The 16,231-nt window shown below is 59.8% G+C and carries 14 protein-coding genes; 6 read left to right on the forward strand and 8 right to left on the reverse strand.

Going from position 1 to position 16,231, the window contains the following annotated elements; translation table 11 throughout:
* The 3 genes from DYL59_RS10485 to gpmI all read right to left on the reverse strand — a co-directional run bounded on the left by DYL59_RS10485 (position 1) and on the right by gpmI (position 4,427).
* A complete protein-coding gene (locus tag DYL59_RS10485; RefSeq protein ID WP_135289126.1) occupies positions 1 to 1,317 on the reverse strand; it encodes a S41 family peptidase in 1,317 nt (438 codons plus the stop codon).
* A gap of 30 nt (positions 1,318 to 1,347) precedes the next feature.
* Positions 1,348 to 2,643 (reverse strand): murein hydrolase activator EnvC family protein, encoded by a 1,296-nt coding sequence (locus DYL59_RS10490; RefSeq protein ID WP_135289127.1) that lies wholly within the window; start codon positions 2,641 to 2,643, stop codon positions 1,348 to 1,350.
* Between the two features lie 257 nt (positions 2,644 to 2,900).
* Complete coding sequence (gpmI, locus tag DYL59_RS10495; RefSeq protein ID WP_135289128.1) at positions 2,901 to 4,427, reverse strand: 2,3-bisphosphoglycerate-independent phosphoglycerate mutase; 1,527 nt, start codon at positions 4,425 to 4,427, stop codon at positions 2,901 to 2,903.
* Between the two features lie 151 nt (positions 4,428 to 4,578).
* Between gpmI and DYL59_RS10500 the strand changes: the two genes are divergently transcribed.
* From DYL59_RS10500 to secB, 3 genes are read left to right on the forward strand one after another with little or no spacing between them, the layout of a single operon-like run.
* Positions 4,579 to 4,992 carry a rhodanese-like domain-containing protein gene (locus DYL59_RS10500; protein ID WP_135289129.1) on the forward strand — a complete coding sequence of 138 codons (414 nt, stop codon included), beginning with the start codon at positions 4,579 to 4,581 and terminating at the stop codon, positions 4,990 to 4,992.
* A gap of 1 nt (position 4,993) precedes the next feature.
* On the forward strand, positions 4,994 to 5,245 hold the full coding sequence (gene grxC, locus DYL59_RS10505; RefSeq protein WP_017734847.1) for a glutaredoxin 3: 252 nt from the start codon (positions 4,994 to 4,996) through the stop codon (positions 5,243 to 5,245).
* Between the two features lie 34 nt (positions 5,246 to 5,279).
* Positions 5,280 to 5,759, forward strand: a complete 480-nt coding sequence (gene secB, locus DYL59_RS10510) for a protein-export chaperone SecB (RefSeq protein WP_005783933.1) — start codon at positions 5,280 to 5,282, stop codon at positions 5,757 to 5,759.
* 126 nt (positions 5,760 to 5,885) lie between these two features.
* On the opposite strand, the gene DYL59_RS10515 is transcribed toward secB, so the two are convergent.
* Positions 5,886 to 6,341: a tRNA (cytidine(34)-2'-O)-methyltransferase gene (locus tag DYL59_RS10515; protein ID WP_003171120.1), complete on the reverse strand. Its 456-nt coding sequence runs from the start codon at positions 6,339 to 6,341 to the stop codon at positions 5,886 to 5,888.
* Here DYL59_RS10515 and DYL59_RS10520 point away from each other — a divergent pair.
* Complete coding sequence (locus DYL59_RS10520; protein ID WP_135289130.1) at positions 6,340 to 6,780, forward strand: hypothetical protein; 441 nt, start codon at positions 6,340 to 6,342, stop codon at positions 6,778 to 6,780. The genes DYL59_RS10515 and DYL59_RS10520 overlap by 2 nt on opposite strands.
* A gap of 530 nt (positions 6,781 to 7,310) precedes the next feature.
* Here DYL59_RS10520 and ntrC read toward each other — a convergent pair.
* The 3 genes from ntrC to glnA form a co-directional block, all read right to left on the reverse strand.
* Positions 7,311 to 8,747: a nitrogen regulation protein NR(I) gene (ntrC, locus tag DYL59_RS10530; protein WP_048723367.1), complete on the reverse strand. Its 1,437-nt coding sequence runs from the start codon at positions 8,745 to 8,747 to the stop codon at positions 7,311 to 7,313.
* On the reverse strand, positions 8,744 to 9,829 hold the full coding sequence (gene glnL, locus DYL59_RS10535) for a nitrogen regulation protein NR(II) (protein ID WP_056860661.1): 1,086 nt from the start codon (positions 9,827 to 9,829) through the stop codon (positions 8,744 to 8,746). Before glnL ends, ntrC begins: the two co-directional genes overlap by 4 nt.
* 463 nt (positions 9,830 to 10,292) lie before the next feature.
* Positions 10,293 to 11,699 carry a glutamate--ammonia ligase gene (gene glnA / locus DYL59_RS10540; RefSeq protein ID WP_017734852.1) on the reverse strand — a complete coding sequence of 469 codons (1,407 nt, stop codon included), beginning with the start codon at positions 11,697 to 11,699 and terminating at the stop codon, positions 10,293 to 10,295.
* A 333-nt stretch (positions 11,700 to 12,032) separates the two neighbouring features.
* Here glnA and thiI point away from each other — a divergent pair, with 333 nt between their 5' ends.
* Entirely contained in the window at positions 12,033 to 13,487 is a 1,455-nt protein-coding gene (gene thiI / locus DYL59_RS10550; protein ID WP_135289132.1) for a tRNA uracil 4-sulfurtransferase ThiI, read from the forward strand.
* 139 nt (positions 13,488 to 13,626) lie between these two features.
* Entirely contained in the window at positions 13,627 to 15,447 is a 1,821-nt protein-coding gene (gene typA, locus DYL59_RS10555) for a translational GTPase TypA (protein WP_135289133.1), read from the forward strand.
* Between the two features lie 203 nt (positions 15,448 to 15,650).
* On the opposite strand, the gene DYL59_RS10565 is transcribed toward typA, so the two are convergent.
* Entirely contained in the window at positions 15,651 to 16,085 is a 435-nt protein-coding gene (locus tag DYL59_RS10565) for a YkgJ family cysteine cluster protein (protein WP_135289237.1), read from the reverse strand.
* Positions 16,086 to 16,231 lie beyond the last annotated feature (146 nt).

Consider the following 16,231-nt stretch of genomic DNA (forward strand, 5'->3'; position numbering starts at 1 on the left):
TCAACGGCTGCGGGTGATGCTCAGGCCTTTGAGCAGGCTGAGTGCCTGGGCCAACTGGTAGTCGTCGTCCTGCGGCATCGGCTTGGCTTTGGTGCCGCTGCCGGTTGGCTGGTCGGCGCCGCCGTTGCCATTGCCCAGGTGACCTTGCAGGTCGGCCTCTTTGTAGTACTCGCCGTCGGCTTCGCTGGTGATCTTGGCCTTGCGCACTTCGATGTCTGGCACGATGCCCTGGGCCTGGATCGAGCGCCCGTTTGGCGTGTAGTACAGCGCCGTGGTGATCTTCAGGGCGCGCTCGTTGTTGAGCGGCAATACGGTCTGTACCGAGCCCTTGCCGAAGCTGGTGGTGCCCATCAGCACACCGCGCTTCTGGTCTTGCAGGGCGCCGGCGACGATTTCCGAGGCCGAGGCGCTGCCGCCGTTGATCAGCACGGCCAGTGGCACGCCTTCGCTCAGGTCGTTACCGGTGGCCGAGAAGCGCAGCTCGGAGTTGGCGATACGGCCCTTGGTGTACACGATCAGGCCTTTGGTGATGAAGTGGTCGACCACTTCCACCGCCGCCTGCAACACGCCGCCTGGGTTGTTACGCAGGTCGAGCACGATGCCGTTGAGCTTCTTGCCGTTGTCTTTGCGCAGCTTGGCCAGGGCCTTGGCCACTTCGTCGCCGGTCTTGACCTGGAATTGGGTGATGCGGATATAGCCGTAGCCCGACTCCAGCAGTTGGCTCTTCACGCTGCGCACCGTAATGGTCGCGCGGGTCAGTGTCACGTCAAACGGCGTGCCGCCATCGCGTACCAGGGTCAGGGTGATCTTCTGGCCGATCTTGCCGCGCATCTTGTCGACGGCTTCGGTCATGGTCTGGCCACGGGTGGGCTGGCCGTTGATCTTGACGATGAAGTCCCCAGCCTGGATGCCAGCCTTGGACGCCGGGGTGTCATCGATAGGCGACACGACCTTGACGTTGCCATCTTCGGAGCCGACTTCAATGCCCAGGCCGCCGAACTCACCGCTGGTGCTTTCCTGCAGCTCGGCGAAATCTTCCGGGCCCAGGTAGGCAGAGTGCGGGTCCAGGTTGCTGAGCATGCCCTTGATGGCATTTTCCAGCAGGGTCTTGTCGTCTACGGGTTCGACATAGGCAGCCTTGATGCGGTCCATGACCTCGGCAAAGGTGCGCAACTCGTCCAGCGGCAGCGGCGCCTTGGTGGTCGCGGCCGTGGCGGCGGGTGCAGCCGGGGCGGCCTGGTCGGCGAACGCCAGGGGCGCGCCGATCACCAGGGCGATGGTCAGAGCCAGCGAAGTGAGGCGGGACAAATGCAGCATGTCGAACGAACTCCTAATGTAGATGCGCCCCTATCCTTGGGAACGGCACCATTGTGCAGGATCGCTCGGGCGACCCTGCTGACGAATAGCGAAGTACAGCGCCGGGGTGTCCTGGCCACCACTGTTACCCACAGTGGAGATGGATTCACCGGCTTTTACAACATCACCTGCCGACTTGAGTAACGTCTGATTGTGGCCGTAAAGGCTCAAATAGCCATTACCGTGGTCAAGAATCACCAACAAACCGGCGCCTCGCAGCCAATCGGCAAACACCACGCGCCCACCATGAACGGCATGCACCTGGCTGCCGGCGGAGGCGCTGATCATCACGCCGTCCCACTTGGCGCGGGTGTCATCGCCACGGGTTTCCCCAAAGCGTGCCAGTAATCGACCATCAACTGGCCATGGAAGTTTGCCGCGGGCTGAAGCAAAAGGGCCGCCGAAGTTCTCGCCAGCACTGGAAACCAGTGGGCCAGGAGCAGCACGCGCCGGTTTACGCGGCGCCGGGGCGTCCGTGGTGGCGGCCAGTTCGGCCTCACGCTGGCGCTTTTTTTCGGCTTCCTGCTGGGCGATCAGCGCTTTTTGCCGCGCTTCTTCAGCCTCACGCGCCTGGCGGGCCAGGGTTTCTTCGATGGTCTTGAGCACTTTGGCCAGGTCGGCCTGGTCCTGCTCGCGAGCTTGCAGCTTGGCGTCGCGGGCCTTTACGTCGTCATTGAGCTTGGCCAGGGCCAGTTGGCGCTCCTTGCGCACCTTCTCCAGCTCGTCGCGCTGGGCGGTGAGGGCGTTTTGCTGGTCTTCGAGCTGGGACTGCTGGTTGGCGATTTCCTGCTCGACGTTGACCAACTGGCGCAGGGTCTCGTTGAAGCTTTTCAATTGCTCCAGGCGGGCCTTGCTCAGGTAGTCGTAGTAAGTGAGGGTGCGCGCGAATTTCTCGGGATTCTGCTGGTTGAGCAGTAGCTTTAGGTATTCCTGGCGGCCGTTTTGATAAGCGGCGCGGGCCTGGATCGCGATCAGGCGTTGCTGTTCAACGCGTGCGCTCTGGAGTTTTTTTTTCTCAGCGTCGAGTCGCTCCAGTTCCGACTCGCTCTTCTTTAGTTCTTTTTGCAGCTCCTGGACCTGCTTCTCCAGCTTGCCCATCTCGGTTTCCGTGCCGCGCAGGTCTTTTTGCACCCCGGATTTCTCTTCCTGGAGCTTGCCGAGCAGTTTTTTCAGCTCGGTAATGTCCTGACGCGTAGCGTCCAACTGTTGTTGGGTTTGTGCGCGCTCATCGGCAAACGCCGGTTGGAGCAGGCATACAAGAGCGAGGGTAATCAAGGCGCGAAGCATAGAGGCGGGCGACACCAGGGAAATGGACGGCCTAGTATGCCCGCCAAGCGCTGCAAAAAAAACGCCCAATTCGGAGTGGGGAGTAAGTTAGGCGCCGAGTGGCGGGGTATGGCACAACGATATCTATCAAGCACCTAAGATCTAATGTGGGAGGGGGCTTGCTCCCGATAGCAGTGTGTCAGCCAAGCATGTGTTAGCTGACCCACTGCAATCGGGGGCAAGCCCCCTCCCACACTGTTTTGCGGTGATGCCAGGAATCAGACCAGGATCGAAGTCCCGGTCATCTCAACCGGCTTCTCCAACCCCATCAGCTTCAGCATGGTCGGCGCCACATCCGCCAGCACGCCGCCTTCGCGCACTTTCAAATCACGCTTGCCTACATAAATGAACGGCACCGGCTCGGTCGTGTGCGCAGTGTGGGCCTGGCCAGTGGATTCGTCGGACATCTGCTCGCAGTTACCGTGGTCGGCGGTGATCAGCGCTTCGCCGCCGACTTTTTCCAGGGCATCGACGATGCGGCCGACACATTGGTCCAGGCATTCCACGGCCTTGGTCGCTGCTGCCAGGTTGCCACTGTGGCCCACCATGTCACCGTTGGCGTAGTTGACCACGATCACGTCATAACGCTGGTGTTCGATGGCGTCGACGATTTTGTCGGTAACTTCGGGCGCGCTCATTTCCGGCTGCAGGTCGTAGGTGGCGACTTTTGGCGATGGAATGAGGATGCGCTCTTCGCCTGGGAACGGCTCTTCGCGGCCGCCGGAGAAGAAGAAGGTCACGTGGGCGTATTTTTCGGTTTCAGCGATACGCAGTTGGGTCTTGCCGTTTTTGGCCAGGTAATCGCCCAGCACGTTTTCCAGGCTGCCGGGTGCAAACGCGGCCGGGGCCGGGATGCTGGCGGCGTATTGGGTCAGGCCGACGTACTGCACCTTCGGCTGACGCGCACGTTCGAACTCTTTGAAACCGTCTTCGACAAACACGCGGCTCAATTCGCGGGCGCGGTCGGCGCGGAAGTTCATGAACACCACGGCGTCGCCGTCTTCGACCTTGACCGGCTCGCCGATGGTGGTGGCCTTGACGAACTCATCGCTCTCGCCACGGGCGTAGGCGGCTTCCAGGCCTTCCTGGGCGGTGGCGGCGTTGAATTCGGCCTGACCGTCGACGATCAGGTTGTAGGCCTGGGAGACGCGGTCCCAGCGGTTGTCGCGGTCCATGGCGAAGTAACGGCCCACCAGGCTGGCGATGCGACCCTTGCCCAGGGCGGCGAACGTGGCGTCCAGCAGTTCGATGGACGATTGCGCGCTTTTCGGCGGGGTATCGCGGCCGTCGAGGAAGGCGTGCAGGTAGATCTTGTCGGCGCCGCGCTTGAACGCCAGCTCGGCCATGGCGACCAGGTGGTCCTGGTGGCTGTGAACGCCGCCGTCCGACAGCAGGCCCATGAAGTGCACGGCCTTGCCGGCGGCTACGGCTTTATCGACGGCGGCGCAGATGGTCGGGTTCTCGAAGAACTCGCCATCGCGGATCGCTTTGGTCACACGGGTGAAGTCTTGATAGACCACTCGTCCGGCGCCCAGATTCATATGGCCGACCTCCGAGTTGCCCATCTGGCCATCCGGCAGGCCCACATCCATGCCGGAGCCGGAGATCAGGCCGTTGGGGACAGTGGCAGTCAGGCGATCGAGGACCGGCTTCTTGGCCGCCCACACCGCGTTGTCGTGGTGGCTTTCACTGTGTCCGAAGCCATCGAGAATTATCAGGACCAAAGGTTTAGGCGTAGTAGTCATAGATCCTCTCGTGGCAGTAATAAAGGAAGGCGATTGAAAAGGGAGTGGCAGTTTAAAGCGAAGTTCCGACCACGTCACCGCTTTACGGGGGTTGGCCCCCCCTGACGGCTGTGTATACTTACCGCCATTTTAACGCCCTGGAACCTCCTTGATGGTTGATCACCTGATTGCATTTGCCACTGCCCACTACCTGCTCGTGGGTGCCTTCGTCATCCTGCTGGCGCTGCTGATCGCTCACGAGTTGAGCCGCGGCGGCCGCAGCCTGAGCACGGCGGAGCTGACCGCGCTGGTCAACAAGGATGAAGCCGTGGTTGTTGATATCCGCCCGGCCAAGGAATTTGCCGCCGGCCATATCGTAGGCGCCCTGAACATTCCGCAGGACAAGCTGATCGCGCGCCTGCCCGAGCTGGAAAAACACAAGGCCAAGACCATCATCCTGGTCGACGCCCAAGGCCAGCACGCCGGCACCCACGCCCGCGAAATGCTCAAGACCGGTTTCACCGCCGCCAAGCTGTCCGGCGGTATCGGCAGCTGGAAGGCCGATAACCTGCCACTGGTGAAGTGATATGAGCCAGGTTGTCGTGTATTCCAGCGATTGGTGCCCTTACTGCATGCGGGCCAAGGCCTTGCTGGAGAAGAAGGGCGTTGCCTTCGAAGAGATCAAGGTCGATGGCAAACCCCAGGTGCGCGCCGAAATGGCCCAGAAGGCGGGGCGCACGTCCGTGCCGCAGATCTGGATCGGCGCCAAGCACATCGGTGGTTGCGACGACCTGTTTGCCCTGGAGCGCGCCGGTAAGCTCGATGCGCTGCTCGCCTAACCCCTAAAAGACCCCAAGATCACAAGGATCTGCGATGACTGACCAACAGAACACCGAAGCTGCGCAAGACCAAGGCCCACAGTTCTCGCTGCAGCGCATCTACGTGCGTGACCTGTCGTTCGAAGCGCCGAAAAGCCCGGCCATCTTCCGCCAGGAGTGGACCCCAAGCGTTGCACTGGACCTGAACACCCGCCAAAAAGCCCTGGAAGGCGACTTCCACGAAGTCGTGCTGACCCTGTCGGTCACCGTCAAGAACGGCGAAGAAGTAGCCTTCATCGCTGAAGTGCAACAGGCCGGTATCTTCCTGATCCAGGGCCTGGACGAAGCGTCCATGAGCCACACCCTGGGCGCGTTCTGCCCGAACATCCTGTTCCCGTATGCCCGTGAGACCCTGGACAGCCTGGTCACCCGTGGCTCGTTCCCAGCGTTGATGCTGGCGCCGGTGAACTTCGATGCCCTGTACGCCCAAGAGCTGCAGCGCATGCAACAGGAAGGCGCGCCGACCGTTCAATAATCTTGAACGTGATGCAGAACCCAATGTGGGAGGGGGCTTGCTCCCGATAGCGGTGGATCAGTCACCTCAGTGTTGACTGACACTCCGTCATCGGGGGCAAGCCCCCTCCCACATTTGTTTGCGGTGTTACTTGAAGCCGAGTTGGCGCCAGCCTTCGTAGACGGCGACTGCTACGGTGTTGGACAGGTTCAGGCTGCGGCACCCTTCGCGCATCGGCAAGCGCAGGCGATGGCCATCCGGCAAGGCATCCAGCACCTCGGCCGGCAAGCCACGGCTCTCGGGGCCAAACAAGAAGGCGTCACCCTCTGCAAAACTGGCATCATGAAACGGCCGCGAACCCTTGGTGGTGAACGCGAACAACCGAGGGTGCCCCAGGCTTTCCAGGCAGCTGGCCAGGTCGGCATGACGCTTGAGCGTGGCGTACTCGTGGTAGTCCAGCCCGGCACGGCGCAGGCGTTTATCGTCCATGTCGAAGCCTAGGGGCTCGATCAAATGCAGGTGGCAGCCACTGTTGGCGCACAGCCTGATAACGTTGCCGGTATTCGGCGGAATTTCTGGTTGAAAAAGGATGACGTGAAACATGCACGGCTCCGAAGGTAAAGATGCGCTGCATTCTACCCCCGAAGAGGACCCAAGGCCGAAGCTAATGCCGAGGGTCATGGGCTCTTTGGCGATTGTGGGCATGATGGTGGGGCTGATGATCGGTCGCCTGACCACCCCGGACCCGGTTGAGCTGCAGCAGGTTGAGACGGCGGCGGACGGCGTGGTGGTGTGGTTCAACAGCGAGCCCAAGCTGCACGGCGAGCATATCGACGGCACCGTGGCGCTGTTGTTCGATGCACAGGGAGCACCTGCAGGCGGCAAGCTCAAGGTCAACGACAAGGATGTGAACTGGCGCATCCGCAAGACCGACAGCGGCCTGCTGCTGAACCTGGTAGCGGCTCGGCCGCTGCGCGCAGAGTGGAAGGGCGCAGCGGCCGAAGGCCGCTGGCGGCTGGAGATCCATCTCCAAGAGCAATAAAAGAGGGAGTTCCCGGCCTGCCTGTACCAGGGCTCCCAAAACGGGGTGAAGCCAGAGGCTTCGGTGTTAAAGAGGGAATCCCCGGCCTGCCTGTACCGAGGTTCCCCAAAGCGGTGTGGAGCGCGACGCGATTCGCATCAAGCACCCCGGGTGTAAAGAGGGGATTCTCGGCCTGCCTGTACCAAGGTCCCCGAAACTGGGTTGTACGAGGGTTATTGCAGGGCGCGTGCCAGAGTGGCCAGGTTGTGCAAAAAATTTTTTCCAGAAAGCGCAAAGCCCCGGAATACGGGGCTTTGGTGTTTCTGGGCTTCGAAGAGTTTTCAATCAGGCCGATATTCCAGGTCTTGAGTCGGTGCCCGATGCCGGTTCATGGTGCCTTCAAGCGGTGCACAATCGCGAAACTAATGGAGATACAAATGTGGGAGGGGGCTTGCTCCCGATGGCGGTGTATCAGCCACATAGGCTGTGACTGACCGGGCGCCATCGGGAGCAAGCCCCCTCCCACATTGGATTTTCAGTGGATCTGAGAATCAGGCGTCATCACCCTCGTCATCATCCCCACCATCGACCTTCATCCCCAGTTCCTTGATCTTGCGGGTCAGGGTGTTACGCCCCCAACCCAGCAACACGGCGGCATCGCGGCGGCGCCCGGCGGTGTGCTTCAGGGCAGTCTCGATCATGATCCGCTCAAACGCCGGCACCGCGCTGTCCAGCAGGTTCGACTGGCCGCGCGCCAGCGCCTGGTCAGCCCACTGACGCAGCGCCTGTTCCCAGTTGGTCACTGGGGCGGAGTCTTGCGGCAGGCTCAGCAGCTCCGGCGGCAAGTCGCTGATGTGCACTTCGCGACCGGACGCCATTACCGTGATCCAGCGGCAGGTGTTCTCCAGTTGGCGCACGTTGCCGGGCCACGGCAGGTTCTTCAGGTATTCCTCGGTCTCGCTTTTGAGCAGCTTGGGCTCGACGGCCAGCTCCTGGGCGGCGCGGCTGAGGAAGTGGCGGGCCAGGGTCGGGATGTCTTCGCGACGGTCCGACATGCGCGGAATGTGGATGCGGATCACGTTGAGGCGGTGGAACAAGTCCTCACGGAACTTGCCCGCGTGCACCAGGGTTTCGAGGTTCTGGTGGGTCGCCGCGATGATGCGCACATCAACCTTGACCGGCGTGTGCCCGCCAACGCGATAGAACTCGCCGTCCGCCAGTACGCGCAGCAAGCGCGTCTGGGTATCGGCCGGCATGTCGCCGATCTCATCGAGGAACAAGGTGCCGCCGTCGGCCTGTTCAAAGCGCCCGCGACGCAAGTTGGCTGCGCCGGTGAACGCGCCTTTTTCATGGCCGAACAACTCGGACTCCATCAAGTCCTTCGGAATCGCCGCCATGTTCAGCGCGATGAACGGCGAGGCCGCCCGTGGGCTGTGACGGTGCAGTGCATGCGCCACCAGCTCTTTACCGGTACCCGACTCGCCGTTGATCAGCACGGTGATATTGGAGTGGCTCAAGCGCCCGATGGCGCGAAACACTTCCTGCATCGCCGGCGCTTCGCCGATGATTTCCGGGGTGCGGGTCAGGGCTGGCGGGGCCTCCTGGTTTTGCTGTTCCTGGGCGTGCTGGTTGGCGCGCTTGACCAGCGCCACTGCCTCGTCCACATCGAACGGCTTGGGCAGGTATTCAAAGGCGCCGCCCTGGTAGGACGCGACAGCGCTGTCCAGGTCCGAGTGCGCAGTCATGATGATCACCGGCAGGCGCGGGTGCTGCTCGCGGATGCGCGCCAACAGGTCCAGGCCACTGGCGCCGGGCATGCGGATGTCGGAGATGATCACGTCCGGTTGCTGGCGAGCCAGGCGGCTCATCACGCCGTCGGCGCTGTCGAAGCTCTGGGTGGTCATGCCTTCCTGTTGCAAGGCTTTCTCGAGGACCCAGCGGATAGAACGGTCGTCATCGACGATCCAGACAGTTTCACTACGGCTCATGTCGATGGGGCTCCTTGTTCCAGAGGCAGAAAGATCGAGAACGTGGTGTGGCCAGGATGGCTCTCACATTCGATCAGTCCCTGGTGCTGGCTGATGATGTTCTGGGTAATGGCCAGGCCCAGCCCGGTACCGTCCGGGCGGCCGCTGACCATGGGAAAGAAAATGGTTTCCTGCAGTTCCGCAGGAATGCCTGGGCCGTTGTCGATGATCTCGACCTTGGTAACCAGGCGATGGCGCACATGGCCGATGGTGAACTGGCGCAAGGCGCGGGTGCGCAGGCTGATGCGACCCAGGCGCAGTTCGTTCTGGCTGCTGATAGCCTGCATCGCGTTGCGCACGATATTGAGCACCGCTTGGATCATCTGCTCGCGGTCGATCAACACATCGGGAATGCTTGGGTCGTAGTCACGCACCAAGGTGATGCAGCCCTGGCTCTCGGCCTCGACCAGCTGGCACACGCGCTCCAGCACTTCGTGCACGTTGGTCATGGCCAGCGACGGCAGCTTGTTGGAGCCCAGCATGCGGTCCACCAGGTTACGCAGGCGGTCGGCCTCTTCGATGATGACGTTGGTGTAGTCCTTGAGGTGTTCTTCGGGCAGCTCGCGGGCCAGCAGTTGCGCGGCGCCACGGATGCCACCCAGCGGGTTCTTGATCTCATGAGCCAGGCCGCGCACCAGCATCTTGCTGGTTTCCTGTTTGGACAGCTGGGCTTCTTCCTTGGTGATGCGCAGCAGGCGGTCGCGTGGGTGCACTTCGAGCAACAGCAGGGTGGCACCGTTGCTCAGGATGGGGGTGACGGCGTAGTCGACGGTCAGCGTCTGGCCGGTGAGGGCAGTGAGCATCGCTTCGCGCTTGGTGAACGGGTGTGCCTGCTCCACCGCCTGGCGCAAGGAGCTCAGGGCTTCGGCCGACTCGGTGAACAATTCGCTGATGAACTGCCCATGGCTGCGCTGGCCGCTGATGGCCAGGAGCATCTCCGCCGCCGGGTTCATGTACTCAAGACGCAAATCGTCATTGAGCAGGATGGTCGCGGTGGTCAGGTTGTCGAGTAACAAACGGTGCAGTGCATCGCTGATGGTCATCAGGACCTCTTTTGGAGCAAGGCGCGGGCTTGAGGCACACGCTGATACAAGGAAAATGCAAAAACCAAACCAAGGCTCCGAAAAGAAGCGCGAAAGCCCTGAAATGGGGGTTTAAGGCGCGAAACTGTGGCGTTCTGCCAGCTTGCTCGGGAAGTTTCGAACCAAAATGGGTTGGTTAGGTGGGTAGGGTGCAAGCTGTCGCACCAATATAGTGCGGTTTCGTGAAAGTTGTTCAGGAAGCGCTGAATGCACACAAATCAACTGTGGGAGCGGGCTTGCTCGCGAATGCGGTGTATCAGGCACAGATGCTCTATCTGACCCACCGCATTCGCGAGCAAGCCCGCTCCCACATGTTTAATTGGATTCACAGATTGGATGCGGCGTAAGCCCAAAATATCCGGGCAAAAAAAAACCTCCCGAAGGAGGTCTTTTTTGTCACGCCACGTTAAGCAGCGCTACCGGATCAGCAGCTGTAGTACAGCTCGTATTCCAGTGGGTGTACGAAGGTGCGAACCTTGATTTCTTCTTCGCTTTTCAGGGCGATGTAGGCATCGATAAAGTCGTCGCTGAACACGCCGCCTTTGGTCAGGAACGCACGGCCCTTGTCCAGCTCTTCCAGGGCTTCTTTGAGGCTACCGCACACTTGTGGGATCTCTTTGGCCTCTTCAGGCGGCAGGTCGTACAAGTTTTTGTCGGCGGCGTCGCCAGGGTGGATCTTGTTCTGGATACCGTCCAGGCCAGCCATCAGCAGGGCTGCGAAAGCCAGGTACGGGTTGGCAGCCGGGTCCGGGAAGCGTGCTTCGATACGACGGCCACGTGGGCTGTTGACGTAAGGAATACGGATCGAGGCGGAACGGTTGCGTGCCGAGTAGGCCAGCATGACCGGAGCTTCGAAGCCTGGTACCAGACGCTTGTAGGAGTTGGTCGCAGGGTTGGTGAAGCCGTTCAGGGCCTTACCGTGCTTGATGATACCGCCGATGAAGAACAGGGCAGTTTCCGACAGGCCGGCATAACCTTCGCCTGCGAAAGTGTTCTTGCCATCTTTAGCGATGGACATGTGAACGTGCATGCCCGAACCGTTATCGCCGTACAGAGGCTTAGGCATAAAGGTCGCGGTGCGGCCGTAAGCGTCAGCCACGTTGTGAACAACGTATTTCAGGGTTTGAACTTCGTCGGCCTTCTTCACCAGGGTGTTGAACTTGACGCCGATTTCGTTCTGGCCAGCAGTTGCCACTTCGTGGTGGTGAACTTCAACGACCTGGCCCATTTCTTCCAGCGCGTTGCACATGGAGGTACGGATTTCGTGGTCGTGGTCGAACGGAGGCACTGGGAAGTAGCCGCCTTTGACGCCTGGACGGTGGCCTTTGTTGCCGCCTTCGATGTCTTGGTCGGACATCCACGAGCCTTGCTCGGAGAAGATTTTGAACATGGAGCCGGAGATGTCGGACTTGAACTTCACTTCGTCGAAGATGAAGAACTCTGGCTCAGGGCCACAGAATACGGTGTCACCGATACCGGTAGTCTTCAGGTATTCCTCGGCACGGTGGGCGATGGCGCGTGGGTCGCGGTCATAGCCCTGCATGGTCGAAGGTTCGATGATGTCGCAGACCAGGATCAGGGTCGGCTCTTCGGTGAATGGGTCCAGTACGGCACTGTCGTCGTCCGGCAGCAGGATCATGTCGGAGGCTTCGATGCCTTTCCAGCCAGCGATGGAGGAACCGTCGAACATCTTGCCGACTTCAAAGAAGTCGTCTTCCAGCGCGTCGCGAGCCGGCATGGTCACGTGGTGCTGAGTGCCTTTGGTGTCCGTGAAGCGCAGATCAATCCATTTAACGTCATGATCTTTGATGAGTTGAACCGACTTCGACATAGTGTCCTCCGGGTGGCTTCGGGCTGGGTAGTGGAGTTAGCCCTTAGAATGTGGGTGATGCCGGCGCGGATACTCCGCCATGGCAACCTGCCTCACAAGAGAGCAAATTGCATGCCAGTGCGCCAACATGGGTTTTTTGGTCCAAAAACGCCCCTATAAAGGTGCAATGCGACAAAAGCCCGAAAATAGCGCACCGCAATGTGGCGCATCAGGCTGCAAATGCACTCATATAGTGCGTGGCGACTGTGATGCATATTAACTGGTTAAACCTTGAGCGATTTCCGCTATAATCCGCGCCCCCCTTTTTCAGCAGGCCCGGCGCGCGCTGTTTCCATGAAATTAATCGTTAAAGTCTTCCCCGAGATCACCATCAAAAGCCGACCGGTACGGACGCGTTTCATCCGTCAGTTGGCCAAGAACATCCGTGCCGTGCTCCGAGACCTGGACCCGGCTGTGGTGGTGAACGGCGTGTGGGACAACCTCGAACTGGAAACCCGCATTACCGACGCCAAAGCCTTGAAGGACATGACCGAGCGCCTGAGCTGCATGCCGGGCATCGCGCATTTCCTGCAGGTAGATGAATACCCGCTGGGCGACTTCGACGACATCACCGACAAGTGCAAACTGCACTACGGCAGCGAGCTCGAAGGCAAGATTTTTTCGGTGCGCTGCAAGCGCGCCGGCAAGCACACGTTCAGCTCCATGGATGTAGAGAAATACGTCGGCAGCAAGCTGCGTCGCGAGTGCGGCGCCGCCGGAATTTCCCTAAAAGCGCCGCAAATTGAAGTGCGCATGGAAATTCGCGACCAACGGTTGTTTGTGATCCACAGCCAGCACAACAGCATCGGCGGCTACCCGCTGGGCGCCCTGGAACAGACCCTGGTGCTCATGTCTGGCGGTTTCGATTCCACGGTGGCGGCCTACCAGATCATGCGTCGCGGCCTGATGAGCCATTTCTGCTTCTTCAACCTGGGCGGGCGTGCACACGAATTGGGCGTGATGGAAGTCGCGCACTTTATCTGGAAGAAGTACGGCAGCTCCCAGCGCGTGCTATTTGTAAGCGTGCCGTTCGAGGAAGTGCTGGGAGAAATTCTCGGTAAAGTCGATAACGGTCATATGGGCGTGGTATTGAAGCGTATGATGTTGCGCGCCGCGTCGCAGATTGCCGACCGCTTGCAAATCGATGCGCTGGTGACCGGTGAGGCGATCTCCCAGGTGTCCAGCCAGACGCTGCCCAACCTGTCGATCATCGACTGCGTCACCGAGAAGCTGGTATTGCGCCCGCTGATCGCCAGCCACAAGCAGGACATCATCGACCTGGCAGAAGAAATCGGCACCGCCGACTTTGCCAAGCACATGCCTGAATACTGCGGGGTCATTTCGGTGAACCCCAAGACCCACGCCAAGCGTCACCGCGTGGAGCATGAAGAGAAAGAATTCGACATGGCGATTCTGGAGCGTGCGCTCGAGAACGCCAAACTGGTGCCGATCGATCGCGTGATCGACGAATTGGGCCAGGACGTGAAGATCGAAGAAGTCAGCGAAGCCCTGGCCGGCCAGATCGTCATCGACATCCGTCACCCGGATGCTGCTGAAGACGAGCCGCTGGAAATTGCTGGCATCGACGTGCAAACGCTGCCGTTCTACGCACTGAACGCGCGTTTCAAGGAACTGGATAACAGCCGTCAGTACCTGCTGTATTGCGACAAAGGCGTGATGAGTCGCCTGCATGCCCACCATTTGCTCAGTGAGGGGCATGCCAATGTGCGCGTTTATCGACCGAGCTAAGAGCCCGGGGCTGTTTGCCTGTGGCCTGCGTCACCGGCCCCCCGACTCTGCCGTCAAGCTGTAACGGCAAGGCCTGACTCTACTGTTAATCGCTGCCACGACCTGTCAGCACACCGAATCCTCTGATCGAGATACACAAGTGATCGAAAATCTACGTAACATCGCCATCATTGCTCACGTTGACCACGGTAAAACCACCCTGGTAGACAAACTCCTGCGTCAATCCGGCACCCTGGAGCGCAACGAGCTCAACGACGAGCGCGTGATGGACTCCAACGACCAGGAAAAAGAGCGCGGTATTACCATCCTGGCGAAAAACACCGCCATCAACTGGAACGGCTACCACATCAACATCGTGGACACCCCGGGCCACGCCGACTTCGGCGGCGAAGTAGAACGCGTAATGTCGATGGTTGACTCCGTTCTGCTGCTGGTTGATGCCCAGGACGGCCCTATGCCGCAAACCCGTTTCGTGACCAAGAAGGCTTTCGAAGCCGGCCTGCGTCCGATCGTGTGCATCAACAAGGTTGACCGTCCAGGCGCGCGTCCGGACTGGGTTCTGGACCAGATCTTCGACCTGTTCGACAACCTGGGTGCCACCGAAGAACAGCTGGACTTCAAAGTCGTCTACGCCTCGGCCCTGAACGGTATTGCCGGTCTGGACCACAACGACATGGCTGAAGACATGACCCCGCTGTACCAGTCGATCGTCGACAACGTACCAGCACCGGCTGTTGACCGTGACGGCGCGTTCCAGATGCAAATCTCCGCACTGGACTACAACAGCTTCCTGGGTGTTATCGGCGTTGGCCGTATCGCTCGTGGTCGCGTCAAGCCCAACACCCCGGTTGTGGCTATCGGCGCCGACGGCAAGAAGCGTAACGGTCGTATCCTGAAGCTGATGGGTCACCACGGTCTGCACCGTGTAGACGTTGAAGAAGCGGCTGCTGGCGACATCGTGTGCATCAGCGGTATGGACTCGCTGTTCATCTCCGACACCCTGTGCCACCCGGACACCGTCGAGGCGATGAAGCCTCTGACCGTTGACGAGCCAACCGTTTCCATGACCTTCCAGGTAAACGACTCGCCTTTCTGCGGTAAAGAAGGCAAGTTCGTGACCTCCCGTAACATCAAGGAGCGTCTGGACAAAGAGCTGCTGTACAACGTTGCTCTGCGCGTTGAAGAAGGCGACTCGGCTGACAAGTTCAAGGTTTCCGGCCGTGGTGAGCTGCACCTCTCGGTACTGATCGAAACCATGCGTCGCGAAGGCTTCGAAATGGGCGTTGGTCGTCCAGAGGTGATCATCCGTCAGGTTGACGGCGTGAAGCAGGAACCGTTTGAAAACGTCACCATCGACACCCCGGAAGAATCCCAGGGCAAGGTGATGGAAGAGATGGGTCTGCGTAAAGGCGACCTGACCAACATGGTGCCGGATGGCAAAGGCCGTGTACGTCTGGAATACAACATCCCTGCTCGTGGTCTGATCGGTTTCCGTAACCAGTTCCTGACCCTGACCAACGGTGCTGGCATCCTGACCTCGATCTTCGATCGCTACGACACCATGAAGTCCGGCGACATGTCCGGCCGTCAGAACGGTGTTCTGGTATCGGTAGAAACCGGCAAGGCACTGACCTACTCCCTGGAAACCCTCCAGGCGCGTGGCAAGCTGTTCGTTGAACACGGTCAAGAGATCTACAACGGTCAGATCGTTGGTCTGAACAGCCGTGACAACGACATGGGCGTCAACCCAACCAAAGGCAAGAAGCTCGACAACATGCGTGCTTCGGGCAAAGACGAAACCATCGCTCTGGTACCACCTGTTCGCTTCACCCTGGAACAGGCCCTGGAATTCATCCAGGACGACGAGCTGTGCGAAGTCACGCCTAAGTCGATCCGCCTGCGTAAGAAGATCCTGGACGAAGGCGAGCGTACCCGCGCTGCCAAGAAAGCCAAGAACTGAGTTAACTCAGGCTGAATGAAAAACGCCCCCGGTCGAAAGGCCGGGGGCGTTTTTTTGTGCCTGCAAAATAGGTGGTGACTGTGCCGGCCCCTTCGCGAGCAAGCCCGCTCCCACATTTGACCGAGTTCCAACTTTGGAATGCATTCAAATGTGGGAGCGGGCTTGCTCGCGAAAGCGGTAGTCCAGGCAATAAAAAACTTGGATCAGAACTTGTCGAGCGTCTTGAACTTGGTCTCGCGCACCACTTCTTTTGGCTTGTACGCGCAATACCCTGGCCGCGGCCCGATCTTCGGGTGGTTGCGGCAAGTATCCGGGCGCTTGTCATAAATAGTGCAGAAGCGCGTCTTACGATCCAGGAACAGGCAATCGTTATTGCTCATGCGCTGCAGGGTAAAAATTTCGGACTTGGAGTTGAAGCGCTCAACGATGCCCTCTTTCTGCAACCGCTTGGCGATGTTTTTCGCCGGTTCGCCCAGCTCGAACTCATCGACCAGGCCGATGCGGATCAGGTCCTTGACCTTCACTTCCACCGGCAGCGTGCAGCAGCTGGACACGCAGCCGCCGCACATGTGGGCAGAATATTTCTGCCAGGTCTCTAGACGGTCGAGTTCCGCGGCGGCGATCAATTGAGGCTTCATCAGGGTTCCAAAAGGTGGGGCTGTATCCGGGCGCGCGATCATACCGGGATTGGTGATTTTTTGAACAATATTTTCTGGGTTTCGGCCAGAAGGTGCGCTTGCTGCAAAAGCAGGCACGGCCAATGCATCAAAACCCTGCAAAGGTA

Origin of the sequence: Pseudomonas kairouanensis, from assembly GCF_004682055.1 — a bacterium.
GTDB classification, from domain to species: Bacteria; Pseudomonadota; Gammaproteobacteria; order Pseudomonadales; family Pseudomonadaceae; genus Aquipseudomonas; species Aquipseudomonas kairouanensis.

Excerpts from the sequence above, each read along its gene's own strand:
- DYL59_RS10520 (WP_135289130.1), top strand. The coding sequence starts at position 6,340 with ATGCACGGCTCCGAAGGTAAAGATGCGCTGCATTCTACCCCCGAAGAG.
- DYL59_RS10490 (WP_135289127.1), bottom strand. The coding sequence starts at position 2,643 with ATGCTTCGCGCCTTGATTACCCTCGCTCTTGTATGCCTGCTCCAACCG.
- grxC (WP_017734847.1), top strand. The coding sequence starts at position 4,994 with ATGAGCCAGGTTGTCGTGTATTCCAGCGATTGGTGCCCTTACTGCATG.
- glnA (WP_017734852.1), bottom strand. The coding sequence starts at position 11,699 with ATGTCGAAGTCGGTTCAACTCATCAAAGATCATGACGTTAAATGGATT.
- glnL (WP_056860661.1), bottom strand. The coding sequence starts at position 9,829 with ATGACCATCAGCGATGCACTGCACCGTTTGTTACTCGACAACCTGACC.
- gpmI (WP_135289128.1), bottom strand. The coding sequence starts at position 4,427 with ATGACTACTACGCCTAAACCTTTGGTCCTGATAATTCTCGATGGCTTC.
- secB (WP_005783933.1), top strand. The coding sequence starts at position 5,280 with ATGACTGACCAACAGAACACCGAAGCTGCGCAAGACCAAGGCCCACAG.
- DYL59_RS10500 (WP_135289129.1), top strand. The coding sequence starts at position 4,579 with ATGGTTGATCACCTGATTGCATTTGCCACTGCCCACTACCTGCTCGTG.
- DYL59_RS10565 (WP_135289237.1), bottom strand. The coding sequence starts at position 16,085 with ATGAAGCCTCAATTGATCGCCGCCGCGGAACTCGACCGTCTAGAGACC.
- thiI (WP_135289132.1), top strand. The coding sequence starts at position 12,033 with ATGAAATTAATCGTTAAAGTCTTCCCCGAGATCACCATCAAAAGCCGA.
- ntrC (WP_048723367.1), bottom strand. The coding sequence starts at position 8,747 with ATGAGCCGTAGTGAAACTGTCTGGATCGTCGATGACGACCGTTCTATC.
- DYL59_RS10515 (WP_003171120.1), bottom strand. The coding sequence starts at position 6,341 with ATGTTTCACGTCATCCTTTTTCAACCAGAAATTCCGCCGAATACCGGC.
- DYL59_RS10485 (WP_135289126.1), bottom strand. The coding sequence starts at position 1,317 with ATGCTGCATTTGTCCCGCCTCACTTCGCTGGCTCTGACCATCGCCCTG.